The sequence below is a fragment of the Streptomyces sp. NPDC000345 genome, assembly GCF_042898825.1.
Taxonomy (GTDB): domain Bacteria; phylum Actinomycetota; class Actinomycetes; order Streptomycetales; family Streptomycetaceae; genus Streptomyces.
The window spans coordinates 114,287-132,836 of record NZ_JBIAZE010000009.1 but is presented as its reverse complement, the minus strand read 5'-3'; the positions used below and the strand labels follow the sequence as shown (position 1 = coordinate 132,836).

The 18,550-nt window shown below is 72.2% G+C and carries 23 protein-coding genes and 1 tRNA gene; 9 read left to right on the top strand and 15 right to left on the bottom strand.

The genetic code is table 11. The features are described 5' to 3' along the window. Positions 1-39: 39 nt before the first annotated feature. From ACFY30_RS22690 to ACFY30_RS22675, 4 genes are all read right to left on the bottom strand, one after another. On the bottom strand, positions 40-942 hold the full coding sequence (locus ACFY30_RS22690; protein ID WP_390662264.1) for an RNA polymerase sigma factor SigF: 903 nt from the start codon (positions 940-942) through the stop codon (positions 40-42). 357 nt (positions 943-1,299) lie between these two features. Further along, on the bottom strand, positions 1,300-2,133 hold the full coding sequence (locus tag ACFY30_RS22685) for an RNA polymerase sigma factor SigF (protein WP_390846974.1): 834 nt from the start codon (positions 2,131-2,133) through the stop codon (positions 1,300-1,302). A gap of 207 nt (positions 2,134-2,340) precedes the next feature. Next, positions 2,341-2,634, bottom strand: a complete 294-nt coding sequence (locus tag ACFY30_RS22680) for a Dabb family protein (RefSeq protein ID WP_390846973.1) — start codon at positions 2,632-2,634, stop codon at positions 2,341-2,343. Between the two features lie 18 nt (positions 2,635-2,652). After that, positions 2,653-2,829, bottom strand: a complete 177-nt coding sequence (locus ACFY30_RS22675) for a hypothetical protein (RefSeq protein ID WP_390662267.1) — start codon at positions 2,827-2,829, stop codon at positions 2,653-2,655. A 226-nt stretch (positions 2,830-3,055) separates the two neighbouring features. On the opposite strand from ACFY30_RS22675, the gene ACFY30_RS22670 reads away from it, so the two are divergent. Continuing rightward, complete coding sequence (locus tag ACFY30_RS22670) at positions 3,056-3,310, top strand: hypothetical protein (protein WP_390846972.1); 255 nt, start codon at positions 3,056-3,058, stop codon at positions 3,308-3,310. Here ACFY30_RS22670 and ACFY30_RS22665 read toward each other — a convergent pair. The 4 genes from ACFY30_RS22665 to ACFY30_RS22650 form a co-directional block, all read right to left on the bottom strand. After that, positions 3,305-3,389, bottom strand: a tRNA-Ser gene (locus ACFY30_RS22665). The two genes, ACFY30_RS22670 and ACFY30_RS22665, sit on opposite strands and share 6 nt — an antisense overlap. Positions 3,390-3,446: 57 nt before the next feature. Next, positions 3,447-3,878 carry a tRNA adenosine(34) deaminase TadA gene (gene tadA, locus ACFY30_RS22660; protein WP_390846971.1) on the bottom strand — a complete coding sequence of 144 codons (432 nt, stop codon included), beginning with the start codon at positions 3,876-3,878 and terminating at the stop codon, positions 3,447-3,449. Between the two features lie 50 nt (positions 3,879-3,928). Further along, positions 3,929-4,456, bottom strand: a complete 528-nt coding sequence (locus ACFY30_RS22655) for a hypothetical protein (protein ID WP_390847172.1) — start codon at positions 4,454-4,456, stop codon at positions 3,929-3,931. 334 nt (positions 4,457-4,790) lie between these two features. Next, positions 4,791-4,997 (bottom strand): hypothetical protein, encoded by a 207-nt coding sequence (locus tag ACFY30_RS22650; RefSeq protein WP_390846970.1) that lies wholly within the window; start codon positions 4,995-4,997, stop codon positions 4,791-4,793. A 157-nt stretch (positions 4,998-5,154) separates the two neighbouring features. Here ACFY30_RS22650 and upp point away from each other — a divergent pair, with 157 nt between their 5' ends. Continuing rightward, a complete protein-coding gene (upp, locus tag ACFY30_RS22645; protein WP_390662270.1) occupies positions 5,155-5,790 on the top strand; it encodes a uracil phosphoribosyltransferase in 636 nt (211 codons plus the stop codon). Positions 5,791-5,803: 13 nt separating this feature from the next. Here upp and ACFY30_RS22640 read toward each other — a convergent pair whose 3' ends face one another. From ACFY30_RS22640 to ACFY30_RS22610, 7 genes are all read right to left on the bottom strand, one after another. Further along, the gene (locus ACFY30_RS22640) at positions 5,804-6,430 is read right to left on the bottom strand and encodes a LytR C-terminal domain-containing protein (RefSeq protein WP_390847171.1); all 627 of its coding nucleotides are present in this window, start codon (positions 6,428-6,430) and stop codon (positions 5,804-5,806) included. 136 nt (positions 6,431-6,566) lie between these two features. Then, positions 6,567-6,863, bottom strand: coding sequence for a type II toxin-antitoxin system VapB family antitoxin (locus tag ACFY30_RS22635; protein WP_004943146.1), 297 nt, complete (start codon positions 6,861-6,863; stop codon positions 6,567-6,569). Between the two features lie 618 nt (positions 6,864-7,481). Then, the gene (locus tag ACFY30_RS22630; protein ID WP_390846969.1) at positions 7,482-7,607 is read right to left on the bottom strand and encodes a hypothetical protein; all 126 of its coding nucleotides are present in this window, start codon (positions 7,605-7,607) and stop codon (positions 7,482-7,484) included. Between the two features lie 45 nt (positions 7,608-7,652). Next, positions 7,653-7,973 (bottom strand): hypothetical protein, encoded by a 321-nt coding sequence (locus ACFY30_RS22625; RefSeq protein ID WP_390846968.1) that lies wholly within the window; start codon positions 7,971-7,973, stop codon positions 7,653-7,655. 86 nt (positions 7,974-8,059) lie between these two features. Then, complete coding sequence (locus ACFY30_RS22620; RefSeq protein WP_390846967.1) at positions 8,060-8,725, bottom strand: HdeD family acid-resistance protein; 666 nt, start codon at positions 8,723-8,725, stop codon at positions 8,060-8,062. A gap of 115 nt (positions 8,726-8,840) precedes the next feature. Then, positions 8,841-9,425: an HhH-GPD-type base excision DNA repair protein gene (locus tag ACFY30_RS22615; protein WP_390846966.1), complete on the bottom strand. Its 585-nt coding sequence runs from the start codon at positions 9,423-9,425 to the stop codon at positions 8,841-8,843. A gap of 24 nt (positions 9,426-9,449) precedes the next feature. After that, on the bottom strand, positions 9,450-10,196 hold the full coding sequence (locus ACFY30_RS22610; protein ID WP_390846965.1) for a siderophore-interacting protein: 747 nt from the start codon (positions 10,194-10,196) through the stop codon (positions 9,450-9,452). A 96-nt stretch (positions 10,197-10,292) separates the two neighbouring features. Here ACFY30_RS22610 and ACFY30_RS22605 point away from each other — a divergent pair, with 96 nt between their 5' ends. The 7 genes from ACFY30_RS22605 (at position 10,293) to chvE (ending at position 18,375) form a co-directional block, all read left to right on the top strand. Beyond that, entirely contained in the window at positions 10,293-12,365 is a 2,073-nt protein-coding gene (locus ACFY30_RS22605; protein ID WP_390846964.1) for a penicillin acylase family protein, read from the top strand. Beyond that, positions 12,358-12,960, top strand: a complete 603-nt coding sequence (locus ACFY30_RS22600) for a GNAT family N-acetyltransferase (RefSeq protein WP_390846963.1) — start codon at positions 12,358-12,360, stop codon at positions 12,958-12,960. The genes ACFY30_RS22605 and ACFY30_RS22600 overlap by 8 nt, the downstream gene beginning before the upstream one ends. 10 nt (positions 12,961-12,970) lie before the next feature. After that, positions 12,971-13,450: a cupin domain-containing protein gene (locus ACFY30_RS22595; RefSeq protein ID WP_390846961.1), complete on the top strand. Its 480-nt coding sequence runs from the start codon at positions 12,971-12,973 to the stop codon at positions 13,448-13,450. Next, positions 13,447-14,202, top strand: a complete 756-nt coding sequence (locus ACFY30_RS22590; protein ID WP_390846960.1) for an SDR family NAD(P)-dependent oxidoreductase — start codon at positions 13,447-13,449, stop codon at positions 14,200-14,202. Before ACFY30_RS22595 ends, ACFY30_RS22590 begins: the two co-directional genes overlap by 4 nt. Before the next feature lie 153 nt (positions 14,203-14,355). Further along, a complete protein-coding gene (locus ACFY30_RS22585) occupies positions 14,356-16,347 on the top strand; it encodes a copper resistance CopC/CopD family protein (RefSeq protein WP_390846959.1) in 1,992 nt (663 codons plus the stop codon). A 16-nt stretch (positions 16,348-16,363) separates the two neighbouring features. Further along, on the top strand, positions 16,364-16,711 hold the full coding sequence (locus tag ACFY30_RS22580) for a hypothetical protein (protein WP_390846958.1): 348 nt from the start codon (positions 16,364-16,366) through the stop codon (positions 16,709-16,711). Between the two features lie 581 nt (positions 16,712-17,292). Then, positions 17,293-18,375 carry a multiple monosaccharide ABC transporter substrate-binding protein gene (chvE, locus tag ACFY30_RS22575; RefSeq protein WP_390846957.1) on the top strand — a complete coding sequence of 361 codons (1,083 nt, stop codon included), beginning with the start codon at positions 17,293-17,295 and terminating at the stop codon, positions 18,373-18,375. Positions 18,376-18,550: the final 175 nt, after the last annotated feature.

The following is an 18,550-nucleotide window of genomic DNA, read 5'->3' as shown; positions in this document are numbered from 1 at the left end:
AAGGAAGTCCCGGGTCCGGCTCCGGATGCGGGCCGGGGGTCAGTCCGAGATCAGGCCCTCCCGCAGCTGGGCCAGGGTCCGGGTCAGGAGCCGGGAGACGTGCATCTGGGAGATGCCGACCTCCTCGCCGATCTGGGACTGGGTCATGTTGGCGAAGAAGCGCAGCATGATGATGCGGCGCTCGCGCGGCGGGAGCTTCGCGAGCAGGGGCTTGAGCGACTCCCGGTACTCCACGCCCTCCAGGGCCGTGTCCTCGTAGCCGAGGCGGTCGGCCAGGGAGCCCTCGCCGCCGTCGTCCTCGGGTGCCGGGGAGTCCAGCGAGGACGCGGTGTACGCGTTGCCGACCGCCAGGCCGTCGACCACGTCCTCTTCCGAGACGCCGAGGACGGCGGCCAGTTCGGCGACCGTCGGCGAGCGGTCCAGCTTCTGGGACAGTTCGTCGCTGGCCTTGGTGAGGGCCAGCCGCAGCTCCTGCAGCCGGCGCGGGACGCGCACCGACCACGAGGTGTCGCGGAAGAACCGCTTGATCTCGCCCACGACCGTCGGCATCGCGAAGGTCGGGAACTCCACGCCCCGTTCGCAGTCGAAGCGGTCGATCGCCTTGATCAGGCCGATCGTGCCGACCTGGACGATGTCCTCCATCGGCTCGTTGCGCGAGCGGAAGCGCGCGGCGGCGTAGCGGACGAGGGGGAGGTTGAGCTCGATGAGGGTGTCCCGGACGTAGACCCGCTCCGGGCTGTTCTCGTCGAGTGCGGCCAGTCGCAGGAACAGGGAGCGGGACAGGGTGCGGGTGTCGATGGCACCGGTGGACGGGAGGGCCGGAGCCGGCGCGGCCTCGAGGGCCGTGACGTCGTCGAGCACATCGGGCTCGACAAGCGCGACGGGCTCGGCCTCGCTCTTCGTGAGCGTGAGCACCTTCGAGCTGCCCTGGTCTGCGGACATGCCACCCCCTTTGGGTCGCGGGACGGTCGCGGCCGACGATCCCCGTCGTGGAGAACGTCAGCCTTCACCTGAATACCGGAGCCGAAGGCCCGGCAAACGCGCTTCCGGCAGAATGTCACATGTCGGCAACACGCTGTAGTGACATGTCGACATCTCAGTGACGAATCAGCCCTGGAAAGAGGGGGTGTGACGGACTTTCAGCGGAGTTATGTCGGGAAGTGCTTCCGTGGGTGATTCGCTCTCACCGGTGACTTCTCGCTCCTGCTTGCGATCCCTGTCGGATTACGTAACCAGAGCTGTGCGCCCTATGCATGCGCCCCGCCCGTGCGCCTGTGCATGCGGTCGTGCTCCCGCGTCCTATGCGTCGATTCGGTTCGCGGAACGCAGCCGCTGAAAGCTACGCGCGAGTAGCCGGGAGACGTGCATCTGGGAGACGCCGAGTTCCGCGCTGATCTGAGACTGCGTGAGATTGCTGTAGTAGCGCAGCAGAAGGATTCTCTGTTCGCGTTCCGGGAGCTGGACCAGGAGATGGCGGACCAGGTCGCGGTGCTCGACGCCGTCCAGGGCCGGATCCTCGTAGCCCAGACGGTCCAGCAGGCCCGGCAGGCCGTCACCCTCCTGGGCGGCCTCCAGGGAGGTCGCGTGGTACGAGCGTCCCGCCTCGATGCAGGACAGCACCTCGTCCTCGCTGATCCGCAGCCGCTCGGCGATCTCGGCGGTGGTCGGGGTGCGCCCGAAGGAGGTCGTCAGGTCCTCGGTCGCGCTGTTGACCTGCACCCACAGCTCGTGCAGCCGGCGCGGCACATGGACCGTGCGGACGTTGTCCCGGAAGTAGCGCTTGATCTCGCCGACGACCGTCGGCATCGCGAAGGTCGGGAACTGCACGCCCCGGTCCGGGTCGAAGCGGTCGATGGCGTTGATCAGTCCGATGGTGCCGACCTGGACGACGTCCTCCATCGGCTCGTTGCGGGAACGGAAACGGGCGGCCGCGTAGCGCACGAGCGGGAGGTTGGCCTCGATGAGCGCCCCGCGGACCCTGTTGTACTCCGGGGTGCCCGGCTGGAGCTCCTTGAGCTGGGCGAAGAGCACCTGGGTGAGCGCCCGGGTGTCGGCGCCCCGGCGCCGCTCGGGTCCCGGGGCGGGTGCCTCTTCCTGAGGCGGCGCAGTACTGGCCGACACGGTCAACGCCACCTCTTCGTCAGGCCGACAACAGCGGTCAACTCATCCATCAAAAGCGGTCATAGCATCACAAGACATGTGCACTGTGTGCAAGCACCCCATAACACCGTGTTGAGGGAGAAGTTGGGGCATAAGGGGAAGCGGGGGCCGTGGACGCACGGGAGCCCCCCGCCGTCCGGCGGGGGGCTCCCGGTGGGTTTCCGCTTCCGCGGGCGCGGCTCAGAACCCGTAGTCGGCGACCACCCAGGTGGCGAACTCCCGCCACAGCGCGACGCCCGCCTGGTGCGCCGGGTGCTCGAGGTACCGCTTCAGCGCGTCCGCGTCCTCGACCGCCGAGTTGATCGCGAAGTCGTAGGCGATGGGCCGCTCGCTGATGTTCCAGCCCAGCTCCCAGAAGGCCAGGTCCTCGATCTGGTCGCCGAGCGCCCGGAAGGCCGCCTCGCCCTGGACGACCCGCGGGTCGTCGCGCTCGACACCCTCGTTCAGCTTGAACAGGACCAGGTGGCGGATCATGGGCACTCCCGATGCGTACTACTGGGCCCCGTTGGCGAGCCAGGTGAAGAAGTCGCCGATGGCCTTGGCGGCGTCCGATATGCCCTCGAAGCCTATCTGGACGTAGTCGGCCGCCTTGGACGGGTCCGTGATGATCACATAGAGCGCGAAGACCACGAGTACGTAGACGGCGATCTTCTTGGCGTTCACCGCCACCTGGCCTCCCCTGTATGTGCCCCTCGGGCCCCTGTTGACGGCGGCGAGTGTAACCGCAAGTGCGATTTTCACACCGCTTTTGATTGTCTGCGGCGCGCCCATGAACGGGATCGCCTGAACGATCGCGCGAACGGGATCGCGCGAACCGTGAACCGATCGGGGGGCCTCGTCCGATGAGGGGGTGAATGACGGTCCGAGGCCGAGTCCGAGGCAAGGGAGAAGACGAATGCTGGGAATGCTGGACCTGCCGACCGCCGCTGTGATCGTCCTGGCGGGCGTCATATGGCTGTGGGCGCTGCTCGACTGCGCCCGCACCCCCGCGGACCGCGTCCGCTTCGTGCCGAAGCTGCTGTGGCTGCTCTTCCTGCTCAACGGCTCGGTGGTCGCCGCCGTCGTCTGGGCGTACCTGGGCAAGAAGGCGATACCGAACACGGCGAAGGGCCCGGTCCAGCGGACCGAGCCCTTCGCTCAAGCGCGGTAGCGGAGGGATTTGAACCCTCGGTGACTTGCGCCACACTCGCTTTCGAGGCGAGCTCCTTCGGCCGCTCGGACACGCTACCGAGGGAGACCTTACAGCACCCGGGGGCGTGGTTTGAAATCGGTATTCGGGGAGGCCGTCAGCGTGAGCGGAAGAACTCCGTGAGGAGCCCGGCGCACTCGCGTGCGAGGACGCCCTCGACGACCTCGGGCCGGTGGTTGAGCCGTCGGTCGCGGACGACGTCCCAGAGGGAGCCGGCCGCGCCCGCCTTGTCGTCCCGGGCGCCGTAGACCACCCGGTCCAGCCGGGACTGCACGATCGCGCCCGCGCACATCGTGCAGGGCTCGAGCGTGACGACGAGCGTGCAGCCGGTCAGCCGCCACTCCCCGACTCGCGCGGCCGCCCGCCTGATGGCGAGCACCTCGGCGTGGGCCGTCGGATCACCGCCGGCCTCCCGTTCGTTGTGGCCGGCCGCCAGGACCGTCGTACCGTCCGCGGCCAGCACGACGGCGCCGACCGGGACGTCCCCGTCCCGGACGGCCAGCCGGGCCTCGTCCAGGGCGAGCCGCATGGCGGCCCGCCACGGGTCGCGTACGGGGTCCGGCGGCGCCTGCGGTGCGGTCAGCGGACGGTCTCCAGGACCTCCGAGGCGCCCAGGGCGTCGGCGATCTCGCTGAGCGCGTCCTGGGACAGCGCCTTCAGCTCCTTCTCGCTGACGCCGAGGTCGTCGAGGACGGCGGCGTCACCGACCGGGCCGTGCGGCACCGCCTCGGCGGAACCGGAGGCGCCGTCGGCGTCGTCGTCCCCGTCCTCACCGTCCTCGGTGCCGTCGAGGTCGAGGGCGTCCAGGTCGTCGTCGTCACCCGGATCCCTTCCGAGCAGTTCGTCGGTGAGCAGCAGCTCGCCGTAGGAACTGCGGGCGGCGGCAGCGGCGTCGGAGACGTAGATGCGAGGGTCTTCCTCGCCATCGATGCGGACGACACCGAACCACGAGTCCTCCTGCTCGATGAGCACGAGCACCGTGTCCTCGTCGGGAGAGGCTTCCCGGGCCAGGTCGGCCAGATCCGACAGGGTCTCCACATCGTCGAGCTCTGTGTCGCTCGCTTCCCACCCGTCTTCGGTGCGCGCGAGCAGTGCGGCGAAGTACACCGTGACTCTCCCACTGGTCATAGGCGTGCCGGTTGGGGGTCCCCCCGGCGGAGGTTACGGGCGGAGAGAGCTGTGCTCCGAGCCCCACCCACTCGGAATCGTGGCAGAAACAAGGCGTTCAGGGGACGTCTTCGGCTCCCTGTGTCCGGTGGTTTTGATCGCACGTCCCTGAGTACGTCCGCAGGCAACTCACCAGCACACTCGTTGCGGCCACTGCGGATCGTACGCGGCTTTCCCGTGCGTCCACGCATGCCCACCCCCCGGCGCCACTCGTGGCGGTGGTGATCTTCCCCGAACGTCCCAAGTGCCGTACCGCCGCGAGCGGATCGTTCGGCTACCAGCGGAACGTGCGCATACGCATGGCATGGCGCAGGCGGGCGCTCTTGGCGCGGCGGGGCTGGACCCGGTCACGCAGCTCACGGGCTTCGGCCAGTTCGCGCAGGAAGCGGTCACGGCGCCGGCGGCGCTCGGTGTCGGTCTCCCGCGGCGTGCCCGACGGCTCGGTCGGTTCCGGCGCGTCGCGCTCTGGCAGGTCGGGCATGGGCTCACCTCCCGGGTCCGTCCCCACCACTTTCCCCCGGCCGGGCGGTTTGATGCCAGGGTTCGGCCCGAGCCGGTCGGCGAGGTCCCGACCCGGGGGCAGAGGTTCACCCAGAGTGGGGACGCCGGGCGGGTTGCGCCCGGTTACTGTTGTGGACATGCGTCTCCACGTCGTCGACCACCCTCTGGTCGCCCACAAGCTCACCGCGCTGCGCGACCGGCGCACGGACTCCGCGACCTTCCGTCGCCTGGCCGACGAACTGGTCACCCTGCTCGCCTACGAGGCCACGCGTGACGTGCGCACCGAGCAGGTCGACATCACCACGCCGGTCGCCGGGACCACCGGCGTGAAGCTCTCCCACCCGCGCCCGCTGGTCGTGCCGATCCTGCGCGCGGGCCTGGGCATGCTGGACGGCATGGTCCGGCTGCTGCCGACCGCCGAGGTGGGCTTCCTGGGCATGATCCGCAACGAGGAGACGCTGGAGGCGTCCACGTACGCCACGCGCATGCCGGAGGACCTCTCCGGCCGCCAGGTGTACGTCCTGGACCCGATGCTGGCCACGGGCGGCACGCTGGTCGCGGCGATCCGCGAGCTGATCAAGCGGGGCGCCGACGACGTGACCGCGGTGGTGCTGCTGGCCGCCCCCGAGGGTGTGGAACTCATGGAGCGCGAGCTCGCGGGCACGCCGGTGACGGTCGTGACGGCGGCCGTCGACGACCACCTCAACGAGCACGGCTACATCGTGCCGGGCCTGGGCGACGCGGGCGACCGGCTGTACGGCGCCGCGGAGTAGTCCCCTCCCGGGTTCAGCAGCTCTTCTTCGTACTGGCCGTCGGCTTCGGCGCGGTCAGGGCCGTCAGCGCCCTGGCCGCGTCCGTCTCGGTGCTGAGCGCCTTGAAACCGTCGCCGATGATCAGGTCGACCTCGTTGCCCTCGCGGGCCGCGTCGGTGCGCCGCTCGGCTCCGGTGAGCTGGGTGGACAGCACCGTCAGCGAGGTGTTCAGCGAGGAGGCGGGGCCGAGCAGCATCCCGGTGCCGGCGACCTTCTTGTCGTACTCCTTGGGCGCGTTGCCCACCTCGCCGATCTTGAAGCCGCGCTTCTCCAGCTCGTCGGCGGTGCTCTTGGCGAGGCCGCTGCGGGTGGTGGCGTTGAGGACGTTCACCGTGATCTGCGCGGGCTTCGGGAGCGCGGCCGGGGAGACGGACGCCGAGGGGCTCGCCTTGGCCGACTTCACCGCGCAGGAGGACTTGGAACCGGCCGCGGAGGCCGTCCCTCCGCCCCCGGTGAAGACGTCGATGAGCTGCAGAGTGCCCCAGCCGGCCACGCCGAGCGCGGCACCGCAGGCGACGACCACGACGACCAGCCTGCCGCGCCGCCGGCGCCGGCGCATGCGGGGGTATTTGTCCCCCGTGATGCGGTATTTGCCGCCCATGCCGGGGGGAGTCAGCATGCTCATGGGCGCAGCGTAGTGCGCCCGGGCTGCCGTGACTAATAAACGATCATCCGACATCGCCCTGGGGCGCGGGAAAGAACCCGAAAGGGTCAACGCCGCCGTCGGCGGAGGTGTCTCAGTCCAGCTCGAGCACGCGCGCGTGCAGCACCTGGCGCTGCTGGAGCGCCGCCCGCACCGCGCGGTGCAGCCCGTCCTCCAGGTAGAGATCGCCCTGCCACTTCACGACGTGCGCGAAGAGGTCGCCGTAGAACGTCGAGTCCTCGGCGAGCAGGGTTTCCAGGTCGAGCTGCTGCTTGGTGGTCACCAGCTGATCGAGGCGGACCGGGCGCGGCGCCACGTCCGCCCACTGCCGGGTGCTTTCCCGGCCGTGGTCGGGGTACGGCCGGCCGTTTCCGATGCGCTTGAAGATCACACGGAAAGCCTACCGGCCCAGACCTTCCGGGCGCAGCCATGGCGACGGAGTACGACGCCGGAAAAGCCGTGATGAACGGGGTCAAAACAGGAGTGAGGGGGCTGTCGGTGCGGGGCGCCGGCGAGCCCGCCGCGGAACTGCCCGCTGTGCATGACCCGGCCACCCTGACCGTTCGGGCGATTCGCCCGAAAGGGGGTGGCGTGTTCTTCGTCACGAGGCCCGGCGCGTCGCGGCGCAGGCGATATGCACAGGCTGTGGACGGAGGACCGGCGACTCTTCGGCAGGGTCCTGTGGAGGCGGGGCCCCGTGGAGGCAGGGCCTCGTGGGGGAGGGCCCCGTGGAGGGAGGCGCCCAGCACCGCCGCCGCGCCGAAGAGCGCCGGCAGGCCCGGGGACGGGACGGCACCCGATCCCCGCGCCGACGCCGCTCGACCGCCCCTGGACGGTGCTGGGAACGTCCGCTCCCCCGCCGTCCCGGCGTCCCGCCGTTCCGCCGTCCCGAGCGGTCCGGCACCGGTTCGAGGGCCCTGCGGAAGCAGGGCCCGTGGGGGGGCGGGTCTTGCGGAGGCGGGGCCCTGCGGAGGCGGTCGCCGGCCGGGCCCCCGCCTCCGCCGGCCGGTCAGCGGTCCCGGTTCTCCGGGGTGCGCTGCGGCTTCGGCTGGGCGGCCTGCGGCTTCGGTGCCGCGCTGCGTACGGCCTCCGCGCGCAGCAGGGCGCGCAGGACCGCGTACGGGTCGATGGGCATGGCTGTGCTCCTCGCGTCGTACCGACTGACCTGGTGCGGGTCCGGTCAGCAGCGCAGGACCACGGTGCGCAGGGCACGCAGGGTGTGCGGTGTGTACGGCGGCCGCGGCGGCCCGGGCCGCGGACGTCCCGCCGCCGCTCCGCGCGCCGGGTCCGTCGAGGGCTCGGGGCGCAGGGGTACGGCGGGACGGTGGGCGCAGGAGACCGGGCGTACCGCGGTGCCGAGGAGGTCGTACTCGGTGATCTCGCCGGCCACGACGGGCGCCGCGGACGCCTCGGGGGACGTGGCCGGCACGAGCACGGCGAGGAGCAGCACGAGCACCCGCAGCCAGGCGCGGCTGCGGGGGAGGCGTGCTGCGGTGCTCATGGAGGGTCATCTCCCCGCGCCGCGCCCGTCGTTCAGCATGCCGGGCGGCGGATACGCCCGTTCGGCGGACAACCCGGCCGGAAGGCTCACAGGGAGCGCGGGACCTGCCGGGCCCGGCCGCGGATGCGCAGCGCGGTGACGATCTCGACCACGCCGACCGCCACCAGCCAGATCCCCCCGACGAGAGTGAGCACGGCGACGGACTCGAAAGGCGCGTCGATGAGGACGATCCCGGCGGCGAAGGTGACGAGCCCGAGAAGGATCTGCCAGCCGCGCGCGGGCACGGCGCTGTCGTGGGCGGCGGCCAGGATCTGGGTGACGCCCCGGATCAGCCAGCCGATGCCGATCCACAGGGCGAGCAGCAGGACCGACTGCAGGGGGCCGCGGAAGCAGAACAGGCCCAGCAGCAGCGACAGGGCGCCGCTGACGAAGCCGAGGACCCGCAGCGAGGTCGCCCGGTGGGTGCCGAAGGCCGAGGCCAGCTGGAGGACACCGCTGATCACCAGGTAGAGGCCGAACAGGACGCCGGCCGCGAACAGCGAGGCGCCCGGCCAGACCAGGACCAGGACGCCCAGGACGAGGGAGGCGATGCCGGTCCCCAGGACGACCTGCCAGGCGGCGCGGGACAGGGCGTGCAGGGGGCCCTCGAAGGGCGGCTCGGGTTCGTGCGCGCGCTGCGGGACGTGGTGGGCGTGGACCCTGCGGTCGTCGTACTCCGGGCCCCGGGGGGAGCCGCTCGGTGGCTCGGTCATGCTCCCAGCTCAGACCGGCACCCGGCGGCCCGCCACCCGGGACGGTCCACTTGACCGACGTCCTGCCCGACGTCTCGCCCGATGTCCTGCCCGCTGTCCTGCTCCGCGTCCTGCCCTACTTCTTGGCCGCCTTGGCCGCCGCCTTCATCTCCTGTTTGTGCGCCCGTACCTTCGAGAGCGACTCCGGGCCGGTGATGTCGGCGACGGACCGGAAGGACTCCGGCTCGCCGTACGCTCCGGCCGCCTCCCGCCACCCCTCCGGGCGCACGCCGAGCTGCTTGCCGAGCAGGGCCAGGAAGATCTGTGCCTTCTGCTTGCCGAACCCGGGCAGCGCCTCCAGCCGCTTCAGCAGCTCCTTGCCGGTCCCCGCGTCCTTCCAGAGGGCCTCGGGGTCGCCGTCGTGGTGTTCGACGAGGTACTGGCACAGCTGCTGGATGCGCTTGGCCATGGAACCCGGGTAGCGGTGGACGGCCGGCTTCTCGGAGAGCAGCGCGGCGAAGGCCTCCGGGTCCTGGGCGGCGATCTCGTGCGCGTCCAGGTCGCCGGCGCCGAGACGGTCGGCGATCGTCCGGGGGCCCTTGAACGCCCACTCCATCGGGACCTGCTGGTCCAGCAGCATCCCTACCAGCGCGGCCAGCGGGGAGCGGCCGAGCAGTTCGTCGGCGTCGGGGTCCTGGGCGAGGTGAAGGGTGACGTCCATGGGTCGATGATCCCGCGGGGGCCCTCAGCCCGCGCGCCAGTACCCCAGCGCGTGCGTGCGCTCCCTGGGAACGCCCAGCTCCTTGCGGACGTACGCGGACAGCGTGCGCGTGGTCCGGGTGTCGCAGGCGATCCAGACGTACGGGTCGGGGGTGGCCGCCAGCAGGGCCGGCAGCTCGGCCCGCACCCGCTCGACCAACTCCGCGCGCGGGACGTGCCGTATCTCGTGCCGGGCCGGGTCCGTGCGGAACGGCAGTCCGTCCGCCGTGTCCTCGGCATCCTCGGCGTTCTCGGCGTTCTCGGCGTTCTCGAACCAGACGGTCGCCGGGGCCGTGCCCAGCGCGTCCAGCAGGGAGTTGATCGCGGGCAGGGAAGCCGGGTCGCCGACCGCGAGGATGTGCGAGGGGGCGGGGGAGGGCTCCTCGAAGCCGGTGCCCTGGACGGTCGCCTCGATGGTGTCGCCGGGCCGGGCGGCGCGCGCCCAGTCGCCGGCCGGGCCCTCGTGCAGGGCGAACTCCAGCGAGAGGGTGCCGGCCGCCGGATCGGGGTCGACCAGGGTGAACGCCCGCTGGTGCGGCCTGCCCGCGTTGTCGAACCACAGCCGCACCCACATCGTCGGGTGGACCGCGGTCACGGCGAGCAGCCCGCCGTCGGTGAGGTGCAGCCGGCGGAAGCGCGGGGTGACGTCCTCGGCGCCGGTGACGGTCAGGGTGAAGTCCTTCGCCCGCATCAGTCTGAGGACCGCGCCCTCCCAGCCCCGCCCCTGCGCCATGACCTCTTCACCCCTCGCGTACGATTCCTGCACCGATTGATTAGGTAAGCCTAACCTAAAGCGCTGCGCGCTTGTCAGTGACAGAAGGGCCACAGGGTGACGACCGAGATCCACAGAGACGCGTGGGGCGTCCCGCATCTGCGCGCGGCCGATGCGCGGGAACTCGCCCACGCCCAGGGCCTGGTCACGGCCCGCGACCGGGCCTGGCAACTGGAGGTCGAGCGGCACCGGGCCCAGGGCACCTCGGCGTCCTTCCTCGGTCCGGAGGCCGTGGCCTGGGACGTGTTCGCCCGCCGAGTCCGCCTCGCCGACACCGCCCGCCGCTGCTTCGACCGGCTGGAGCGGCAGGACCCGGAGACGGCCGCGTGGGTACGGGCGTACGTCGACGGCGTCAACGAAGGGCTCCACACGACCCCCGAGTTCACCCGGGTCGGCCTGGCCCCCGGCCGCTGGGAGTCCTGGACCCCGCTCGCCGTGTGGCTCTCCGTCCACATCCTGTTCGCCGGGTTCCCCGCCAAGCTGTGGCGCGAGGAGGTCGCCCGGCACCTCGGCCCCGACGCCGTCGGCCTGTTCGCCACCGACGGCCCCGGCACCTCCGGCAGCAACGGCTGGCTGGTGAGCGGGGCCCGGACGATCACCGGGCAGGCGGTCATCGCCGGCGATCCGCACCGCTTCATCGAGGATCCCGGGGTCTACCAGCAGATCCGCCTCGCCTGCGACGAGTTCGACGTCGTGGGGCTCGCCGTGCCCGGCGTCCCCGGCATCGCCCACTTCGGCCACACCGGCACGGTCGCCTGGGCCATCACCAACGCCATGGCCGACTACCAGGACCTCTACCGCGAACGCCTGCGCCGCACCGGCGCGGGCATCGAGGCCCTCGGCCCCGACGGCGCCTGGCACCGCGCCACCCGGCACACGGAGACCGTCGAGGTGGCCGGCGAGGACCCGGTCGAGACCGAGGTGATCGAAACAGCCCGCGGCCCGGTGATCGCGGGCGGCCCGGAGGGTCTGCCCAGCGCCCCGCACCCCACCCCCCACCCTCTGGCCCTCGCCCTCCGTTACCCGCCCCGGGTCACCGGGGATCTCGGCTTCGGTGCGCTGCTGCCGCTGTTGCGGGCCCGGCGGGTCGGGGACGTGGACCGGGCCTTCGACCGGTGGGCCGAGCCGGTCAACGTCGTTCAGGCCGCCGACACCGAGGGCGGTCTGCTGCACCGGGTCGCGGGCCGGGTGCCCGTGCGGGCCGAGGCCAACGGCACCCGGCTGGTTCCCGCCTGGGAGCCGGGCCACGAGTGGACCGGCTGGCACGAGATGCCCCGCGCCGGTCTCACGGACGGCGTCGCGGTCATGGCCAACCAGCGGGGCCCGGCCGCCCCCCTGGGCGTCGAGTTCGCCCCGCCCCACCGCGCCGACCGTATCCGCGCCCTGCTGGGCGAGAAGGAGACCTGGTCCGCGTCCGGCATGGCCGCGATCCACACGGACACCCACCTCGCCTCCGCCGCACCGCTCCTCGACCACCTGGCGGCCCTCGACGGCCTCACCGGTCCCGCCGCCGACCTGCGCGAACGCCTTCTGCGCTGGGACCGCCGCATGGACGCCGACAGCGAGGACGCCGCCCGGTACGCGGCGCTGCGCGGCGCCGTCGTCCGCCGGCTCGCCGCGCACCCGGCCTTCGCCGCCCTGACCACCCCGCCCGCCTACCCCGACGTCCTCCTCCCCTGGCTGGCCCTCCTGCCGCGCGTCGGTTTCGCTCTCGAACACCTCCTGCGCGCCGAGGAGCTGTACGGCATCGACCGGCCGCGGCTCGTCCGGGAGGCCGTCGAGGAGGTCGCCGGCCGGCCGCCCGTCCGCTGGGGCGACACCCACCGCCTGGCCCCCTGGCGGGCTCTGCCCGACCCCTCGTACGAGGCCCCCGCCCTCTCGGGCGACCACGACTGCGTGCTGTGCACGACGGCCGTGCCCGGCTGGACCGACCTCGCCGCGCGCGGCCCGGCGGCCCGTTACGTCTGGGACCTGGCCCGCCGCGAGGACAGCCTGTGGGTGGTCCCGCACGGCGCCTGCGGCCACCCCGACAGCCCGCACCACCACGACCAGTTGCCCTTGTGGCTCAAGGGAGAGCTGGCCCCCGTCGTCACCGACTGGGCACACCTGACGAAGGAGAGCGATGTCTGACCGCCCTGTTCACACCTACGTCCACCAGGAGCACGTCGACGGCTTCGGCACCGTCGGCATCCGTCCCCTCGACGCCGAGGGCGACGCCGGCGTCGTCCACGGCTGGGTGAGCGAGGAACGGGCCGCGTTCTGGGGCATGACCGGTCTGACGCGGGACCAGGTCGCCGAGATCTACGCCCACATGGCGGGCCTCGATACCCATCACGCCTTCCTGGCCGAGCTGGACGGCACCCCGGCGGGCCTGCTGCAGACGTACGAGCCCGCCGAGGACCGGGTCGGCGAGTGCTACGAGGTCCGGCCCGGCGACATCGGTGTGCACGTGCTCCTCGCGCCCCCCGGTGAGCGGGGCGTGCGGCCGGGCTGGTCGGCGGCGCTGATGACCGCCTTCGCCTCGTACGTGCTGCTCGGCCTGGACCGGCAGCGGGTCGTGGTGGACCCGGACGTCCGCAACGAGAAGGCGATCGCCCGCTTCCTGCGGCAGGGCTTCGAGGCCGGACCGCTGGTCAGCTTGCCGGAGATCGACCTGCCGGACGTGTACCTGCCGGAGAAGAGGGCCCGACTGGCCTTCCTGCGGCGGGAGGTGGCCTTCCCGTAGCCTTCCCCGGGTGACCGCCCCGCTCACTCCGCAGGACCTCGTCGCGCACTACGGGCTGGAGCCGATCCCCCGTGAGGGCGGCCTGTTCCGCCGTACCTGGGCGGGGCCCGAGGGCCCCGACGGCCGCCCCGCCGGCTCCGCGATCGTCGCGCTGCTCACCGCCGACGACCACTCGGCCCTGCACCGCCTGCCCACCGACGAGGTCTGGCACTTCTACCTCGGCGACCCGCTGGAGCTGCTGCTCCTCGCCCCCGACGGCACCTCCCGCACGGCCGTGCTCGGCCCGGACGTCCTCGGCGGGCAGCAGCCGCAGCTCACGGTCCCGGCACGCACCTGGATGGGCGCGCGGACCCGGGGCGCCTGGACCTTCTTCGGCTGCACGATGGCCCCCGGCTTCACCTACGGGGACTACGAACACGGGGACGCGGCGGCTCTGACGGCGCGTTATCCGGACCGTGCCGCACAGATCGCGGGACTGTGCCGTCCATGACGTTGCTGGCGGGCCAGGTGGCCCTGATCACGGGCGCGGGCGGCGGGATCGGCCGCGGCATCGCGCTGCGGTTCGCGCGGGAGGGCGCGGCGGTGGCGCTGCACTGCCGTACGGGGGCCGAGGCGGCGCACGCCCTGGCGGAGGAGATCGGTGACCGGGCCGTCGTGCTGCCGGGCGCCGACCTCACCGTCGAGGACGAGTGCCGCAGGCTGGTGGCACAGGCCGCCGAGTGGGGCGGGGGACGGCTCGACGCGCTGGTGAACAACGCGGGCGTACAACCGGTGCGGCAGCTGCCCGGGATGCCGGCCGCGGACTGGCGGGCGGTCGTGGACACCAACCTGACCAGCGTGTTCGCCTGTACGCAGGCGGCTGCCGAGGTGATGCGGGAGCAGGGCGGCGGGACCGTCACGCACATCGCCTCGGTGGAGGCCCGGATGCCCGTGGAGGGTCATGCCCACTACTCCGCCTCCAAGGCGGCGGTCGTGATGCACGCCCGCGCGGCCGCGCTGGAGTACGGGCCCCACGGCATCCGCGTCAACACGGTCTCGCCCGGCCTGATCGACCGTGCCGGACTGGAGGAGGCCTGGCCGGAGGGGGTGCGGCGGTGGCGGGAGGCGGTCGCGGTGGGCCGGCTGGGCCGCCCGGAGGACGTCGGTGACGCGTGCGTGTTCCTGGCGTCGCGGCTGGCGTCCTGGGTGACCGGCCACGACCTGGTGGTCGACGGCGGTGTGTCGGCGCGGCCGACGTGGTGAACCGGAGCCGGCGTGGTGAACCGGATGTGCTGTGCATGCGTACGTATCCCCGAGCACGCGAGTGTCGAGTTGCGGCAAGACGGAGCGGGTGACGTGAGCGAAGGGCGCGATGGCGGACGACACGGCAGTGGGCGAAGGCGACTTCAAGGGCTGGTGCTGCTGGGCACCGTGCTGGTCCTGCTCCTCCTCGGCGGCGGACCGGCCTCGGCGCACGCGGCCCTCCGCTCCACCGATCCCACCGACGGAAGCGTCGTCAGGACGTCGCCCCGCAGCATCACCCTCACCTTCACCGAGTCGGTAGGCCTCCTCGACGACTCCTTCCGCCTCCTCGACCCCGACAACCAGCGGGTCGAGCTGGGCGGGTCGGGGCATGTGGAGGACCGTTCGGACACCGTGCGGGTCGACCTGCCGAAGAAGCTCGGCACCGGCACGTTCACGATGGCCTGGCGCGTGGTGTCGGCCGACAGCCACCCGGTGTCCGGCGCCTTCACCTTCTCCGTGGGCAAGGCGTCGCCGACCATGGCCGTCCTGCCCTCCACCGCCACCGAGGACCCGGCGACCGACGGGCTCTACAACATCGGCCGCTACCTCGCGTACGTCGCGGCGGCCCTCCTCGTCGGTACGGCGGCCTTCGTCGCCCTGTGCCGTCCGCCGGACACCCGCCCGCTGCGCGGGCCGCTGCTGATCGGCGGCTGGACGCTGGCCGGCTCGACCGTGTTCCTGTTCTTCCTCCGTGCCCCCTACGAGGCCGGCACCGGCCCGTCCGGCGCGCTGGACCCGTCCGGCCTGACCCGCACGCTGGACGGCCGCCCCGGACTGGCCCTGGTGGCGCGCCTGCTGCTGGCGGCCGCGGCGGCGGCCCTTCTCCTGCGACAGCGCGGGCGCCCGGAGCCGTCCCGCGCCGCCCTCGCGGGGGGCGCCGCCCTCGCGGTGGGCCTCGCGCTGACCTGGGCGGCGGCCGAGCACGCGTCGGCCGGCATCCAGGTCCCGCTGGCGATGGCCTCCTCGGTGCTGCACCTGCTGGCGATGGCGGTGTGGCTGGGCGGCCTCGTGGCCCTGCTCACCCTGCTGCCCCGCGCGTCCGTGCCCTCGCGGGTGGTCACCCGTTTCTCCCGGCTGGCCGGGATCGCGGTGACCGTCCTGGTGGTGACGGGTGTCTACCAGTCCTGGCGCGGCCTCGGGTCGGCCTCGGCGCTGACGGAGACGACGTACGGGCGGGTCCTGCTCGCGAAGCTGGCCGCGGTGGCGGTGCTGCTGGCGGCGGGGGCGTGGTCGAGGGCCACGGTGACCGGGCGGGGGAATGTGACGAAGCAGAGGACGGTGACGGTGGAGGCGGCCGCGCAGAAGGAGGCCCGGGTGCTGGAGACGGTACCGGCGGGCGGACCGCCGGCGCGCAAGGAGCCGACGGACACCAGGGACGTGACGGACACCAGGGACGGCACCGACTCCCCGGAGGCCGCGGACGCCGGGGACGCCGGGGACATCACGGCCGCGACGGCCACCGCGGCCACGACGGCCACCGCGGAAGCCGGAGACATCACGGAAGCCGGAGACACCGCGGACGCGGCGGACTCCGCTGCCCCCGCGGGCTCCGGGCGGTCCGCACCGTCGGCCGGCACCTCCGGGCCGGGGCCGCGCCTCACCCCCGCCGAGGCCGCGCACAGCCGCGCGCTGCGGCGGTCGGTGCTCCTGGAGGTCGCCGTCTCCGTCGTGGTGCTCGTCCTCACGACGATCCTGACGGGCACCCTGCCGGGCCGGGCGGCGGCCGAGGCGGCGACCACGCAGCAGTCCGCGGGGCTGCCCGTCGCCTCCGTCACCACGATCCCCTTCGACCTCGGCAAGCCCGGCCTGCGCGGCAAGGTCCAGATCACCCTCGACCCCGGCCGCGTCGGCGGCAACTCGGTGCAGGCGGTGGTCTACGGCCCCGACGGCGGCTTCGTCACCATCCCCGAACTGCGGCTGTCCTTCACCCTTCCCGGCCAGGACATCGGCCCCCTCGACGCCAAGGTCACCGACCGCGGCGGCTACTGGGGCTCCGACGACCTCAACCTGCCCATCCCGGGCACCTGGGAGATGAAGGCGACGATCCGGGTGTCGGACATCGACCAGGTGAGCGAGACGAGGGACGTGCGCATCGACCGCTGAGGTCGGTGGGGAAGGCGTGGGCGGTTCCGCCGGAGGCGACCCCGACGCCCCGACGGCCGCCGCCCTGAGGCAGGCCTACGGCGCCTCGCGCACCCCCGTCGGCGCGTCGGCCAAGCCCTACGTCCTGGTCCTGCGCGGTACGGGCCCGGCGATCACCCGGGACGGCCCGGCGATCACCCGGGACGGCCTGGTGAGCCCTGTCGGCCCCGGCAACCCCGTCGGCCCCGGCGACCCCGTCCACCCCGTCCGCCCCGGCAACCCCGGCAACCCCGGCAACCCCGTGCCGCCCGAGCACGTCTCCGACGCCGGAGGGATCCCCGCCCGGGCGGCCAGGACCGGGCCGCGCTCCGAAGCGAGCGGATGACGCTCCACCTGTCGAAACGGTCGGGAAATGTCCCCTGCCGAGCACATGTGGCCAACGGGGGACAGGCTTGTTTCTGAAACGGTTTGTGTTCGATCCGTTGACACTCCGTACACGCCCCCTTACAGTCTCGCCAGCATTCCGACCGTGTGACGGTATTTCGAACAGCTGAAAGGCGAGTGCCCTGCGCATCACCGGAATCAGCACCGACGTCGGCGATCCGCGGGACACCGAGACGCCCGGGCATCGTCTGAAGCGAGGTGCCGGGCGGTCTGACGCGCGCACACTCCCGCGCGATCCACCGGCTGTTCACGGCTTGTGAGACCCCGCGCACCGAGATCTCCCACGACCTGGGCGGACCGCGTGCGCGTTCACGTGGCCGCCGAGTCCCCCAGGCACCCCTGCGCCGGGCCGGGCCCCGGCCACCGCCCGGGAGCGGTGCGGCGCGCGTACGGCCTGCGTACGACCCGCGTACGAACGCTCCCGACCTGCTCGACGGCCGCCCGGCCCGCGCCACCGCGTCCGCTCCGGCATCTGACGCGCCGTCATCCTCTCAACGACGAGAAGAACAAGGAACGATCACCATGCGCAACCGAAGAGCGGCCCTCGCCTCCCTCGCCGGAGCCTCCCTCGCCCTCACCCTGTCCGCCTGCGGCAAGGACAGCGCGAGCACCACCAAGGGCGGCACCGTCGGCATCGCCATGCCGACCCGGGCCTCCGAGCGCTGGCTCAACGACGGCAAGAGCATGGTCACCGACCTGAAGAACAAGGGCTACCGGACCAAGCTGGTCTACGGCGACGACGACCCCAAGGCCCAGGTCTCGCAGATCGCGGACCTGATCGAGCAGCGCGTCGACGCCCTGGTCATCGCGGCCATCGACAACAGGTCGCTGAACGACGTGCTCAAGAAGGCCGCCGCCGAGGACATCCCGGTGATCTCCTACGACCGGCTCATCCTCGGCACCGAGAACGTCGACTACTACGTCTCCTTCGACAACGAGCAGGTCGGCCGGCTCCAGGCCCTCTACATCGTGGACAAGCTCGGCCTGGACGACGGCAAGGGCCCTTTCAACATCGAGCTGTTCGCCGGGTCCCCCGACGACAACAACACCAGATACTTCTTCGACGGCGCGATGCACCTCCTCCAGCCGTACCTGGACGAGAAACAGCTGGTCGTCCAGTCCGGCCAGACCGCGCTCAAGCAGGTCACCACCCTGCGCTGGGACGGGCCGACGGCACGCAAGCGCATGAACGGCATCCTCAGCTCGTCCTACGTGAACAGGAAGGTCGACGCGGTCCTGTCGCCCTACGACGGCATCTCCATCGGCGTCCTGTCCGCGCTGAAGTCGTACGGGTACGGCTCCGCCGGCAAGCCCTTCCCGGTCATCACCGGCCAGGACGCCGAACTCGCCTCGGTGAAGTCGATCATCGCGGGTGAGCAGTCGCAGACCGTCTACAAGGACATCCACCAACTCGCCGAGGTCGCAGCGGACATGGTCGACGACATCCTCAACGGCAGGACCCCGCGGCTGAACAACAGAAGGTCCTACAAGAACGGCGCCAAGGCCGTGCCCTCCTACCTGCTGCAGCCGACGAGCGTCGACAAGAGCAACTACGAGTACGTCCTGGTCGCGGGCGGCTACTACACCGCCGCCGAACTCAAGTAGCCCGGGAGAAAGGCTCGTCGGGCTCCCACGGCACCGCACCCCCGTGTTCGAACGCCGTGCTCGAACGCTCCGCGGTCACAGTGGCCCGCCCCGCGGTGTGAGAGCGGTGCAACGAGATGTCCCACGCGGTCTAACAGGCGGGAAACCGGCCGCCGCCACGGCCGGACTAGCTTCG

Excerpts from the sequence above, each read along its gene's own strand:
- ACFY30_RS22690 (WP_390662264.1), bottom strand. The coding sequence starts at position 942 with ATGTCCGCAGACCAGGGCAGCTCGAAGGTGCTCACGCTCACGAAGAGC.
- ACFY30_RS22680 (WP_390846973.1), bottom strand. The coding sequence starts at position 2,634 with ATGATCCGCCACCTGGTCCTGTTCAAGCTGAACGAGGGTGTCGAGCGC.
- ACFY30_RS22670 (WP_390846972.1), top strand. The coding sequence starts at position 3,056 with ATGCTGGGAATGCTGGACCTGCCGACCGCCGCTGTGATCGTCCTGGCG.
- tadA (WP_390846971.1), bottom strand. The coding sequence starts at position 3,878 with ATGCGGCTCGCCCTGGACGAGGCCCGGCTGGCCGTCCGGGACGGGGAC.
- ACFY30_RS22650 (WP_390846970.1), bottom strand. The coding sequence starts at position 4,997 with ATGCCCGACCTGCCAGAGCGCGACGCGCCGGAACCGACCGAGCCGTCG.
- upp (WP_390662270.1), top strand. The coding sequence starts at position 5,155 with ATGCGTCTCCACGTCGTCGACCACCCTCTGGTCGCCCACAAGCTCACC.
- ACFY30_RS22640 (WP_390847171.1), bottom strand. The coding sequence starts at position 6,430 with ATGGGCGGCAAATACCGCATCACGGGGGACAAATACCCCCGCATGCGC.
- ACFY30_RS22630 (WP_390846969.1), bottom strand. The coding sequence starts at position 7,607 with ATGCCCATCGACCCGTACGCGGTCCTGCGCGCCCTGCTGCGCGCGGAG.
- ACFY30_RS22625 (WP_390846968.1), bottom strand. The coding sequence starts at position 7,973 with ATGAGCACCGCAGCACGCCTCCCCCGCAGCCGCGCCTGGCTGCGGGTG.
- ACFY30_RS22620 (WP_390846967.1), bottom strand. The coding sequence starts at position 8,725 with ATGACCGAGCCACCGAGCGGCTCCCCCCGGGGCCCGGAGTACGACGAC.
- ACFY30_RS22615 (WP_390846966.1), bottom strand. The coding sequence starts at position 9,425 with ATGGACGTCACCCTTCACCTCGCCCAGGACCCCGACGCCGACGAACTG.
- ACFY30_RS22610 (WP_390846965.1), bottom strand. The coding sequence starts at position 10,196 with ATGGCGCAGGGGCGGGGCTGGGAGGGCGCGGTCCTCAGACTGATGCGG.
- ACFY30_RS22600 (WP_390846963.1), top strand. The coding sequence starts at position 12,358 with ATGTCTGACCGCCCTGTTCACACCTACGTCCACCAGGAGCACGTCGAC.
- ACFY30_RS22590 (WP_390846960.1), top strand. The coding sequence starts at position 13,447 with ATGACGTTGCTGGCGGGCCAGGTGGCCCTGATCACGGGCGCGGGCGGC.
- chvE (WP_390846957.1), top strand. The coding sequence starts at position 17,293 with ATGCGCAACCGAAGAGCGGCCCTCGCCTCCCTCGCCGGAGCCTCCCTC.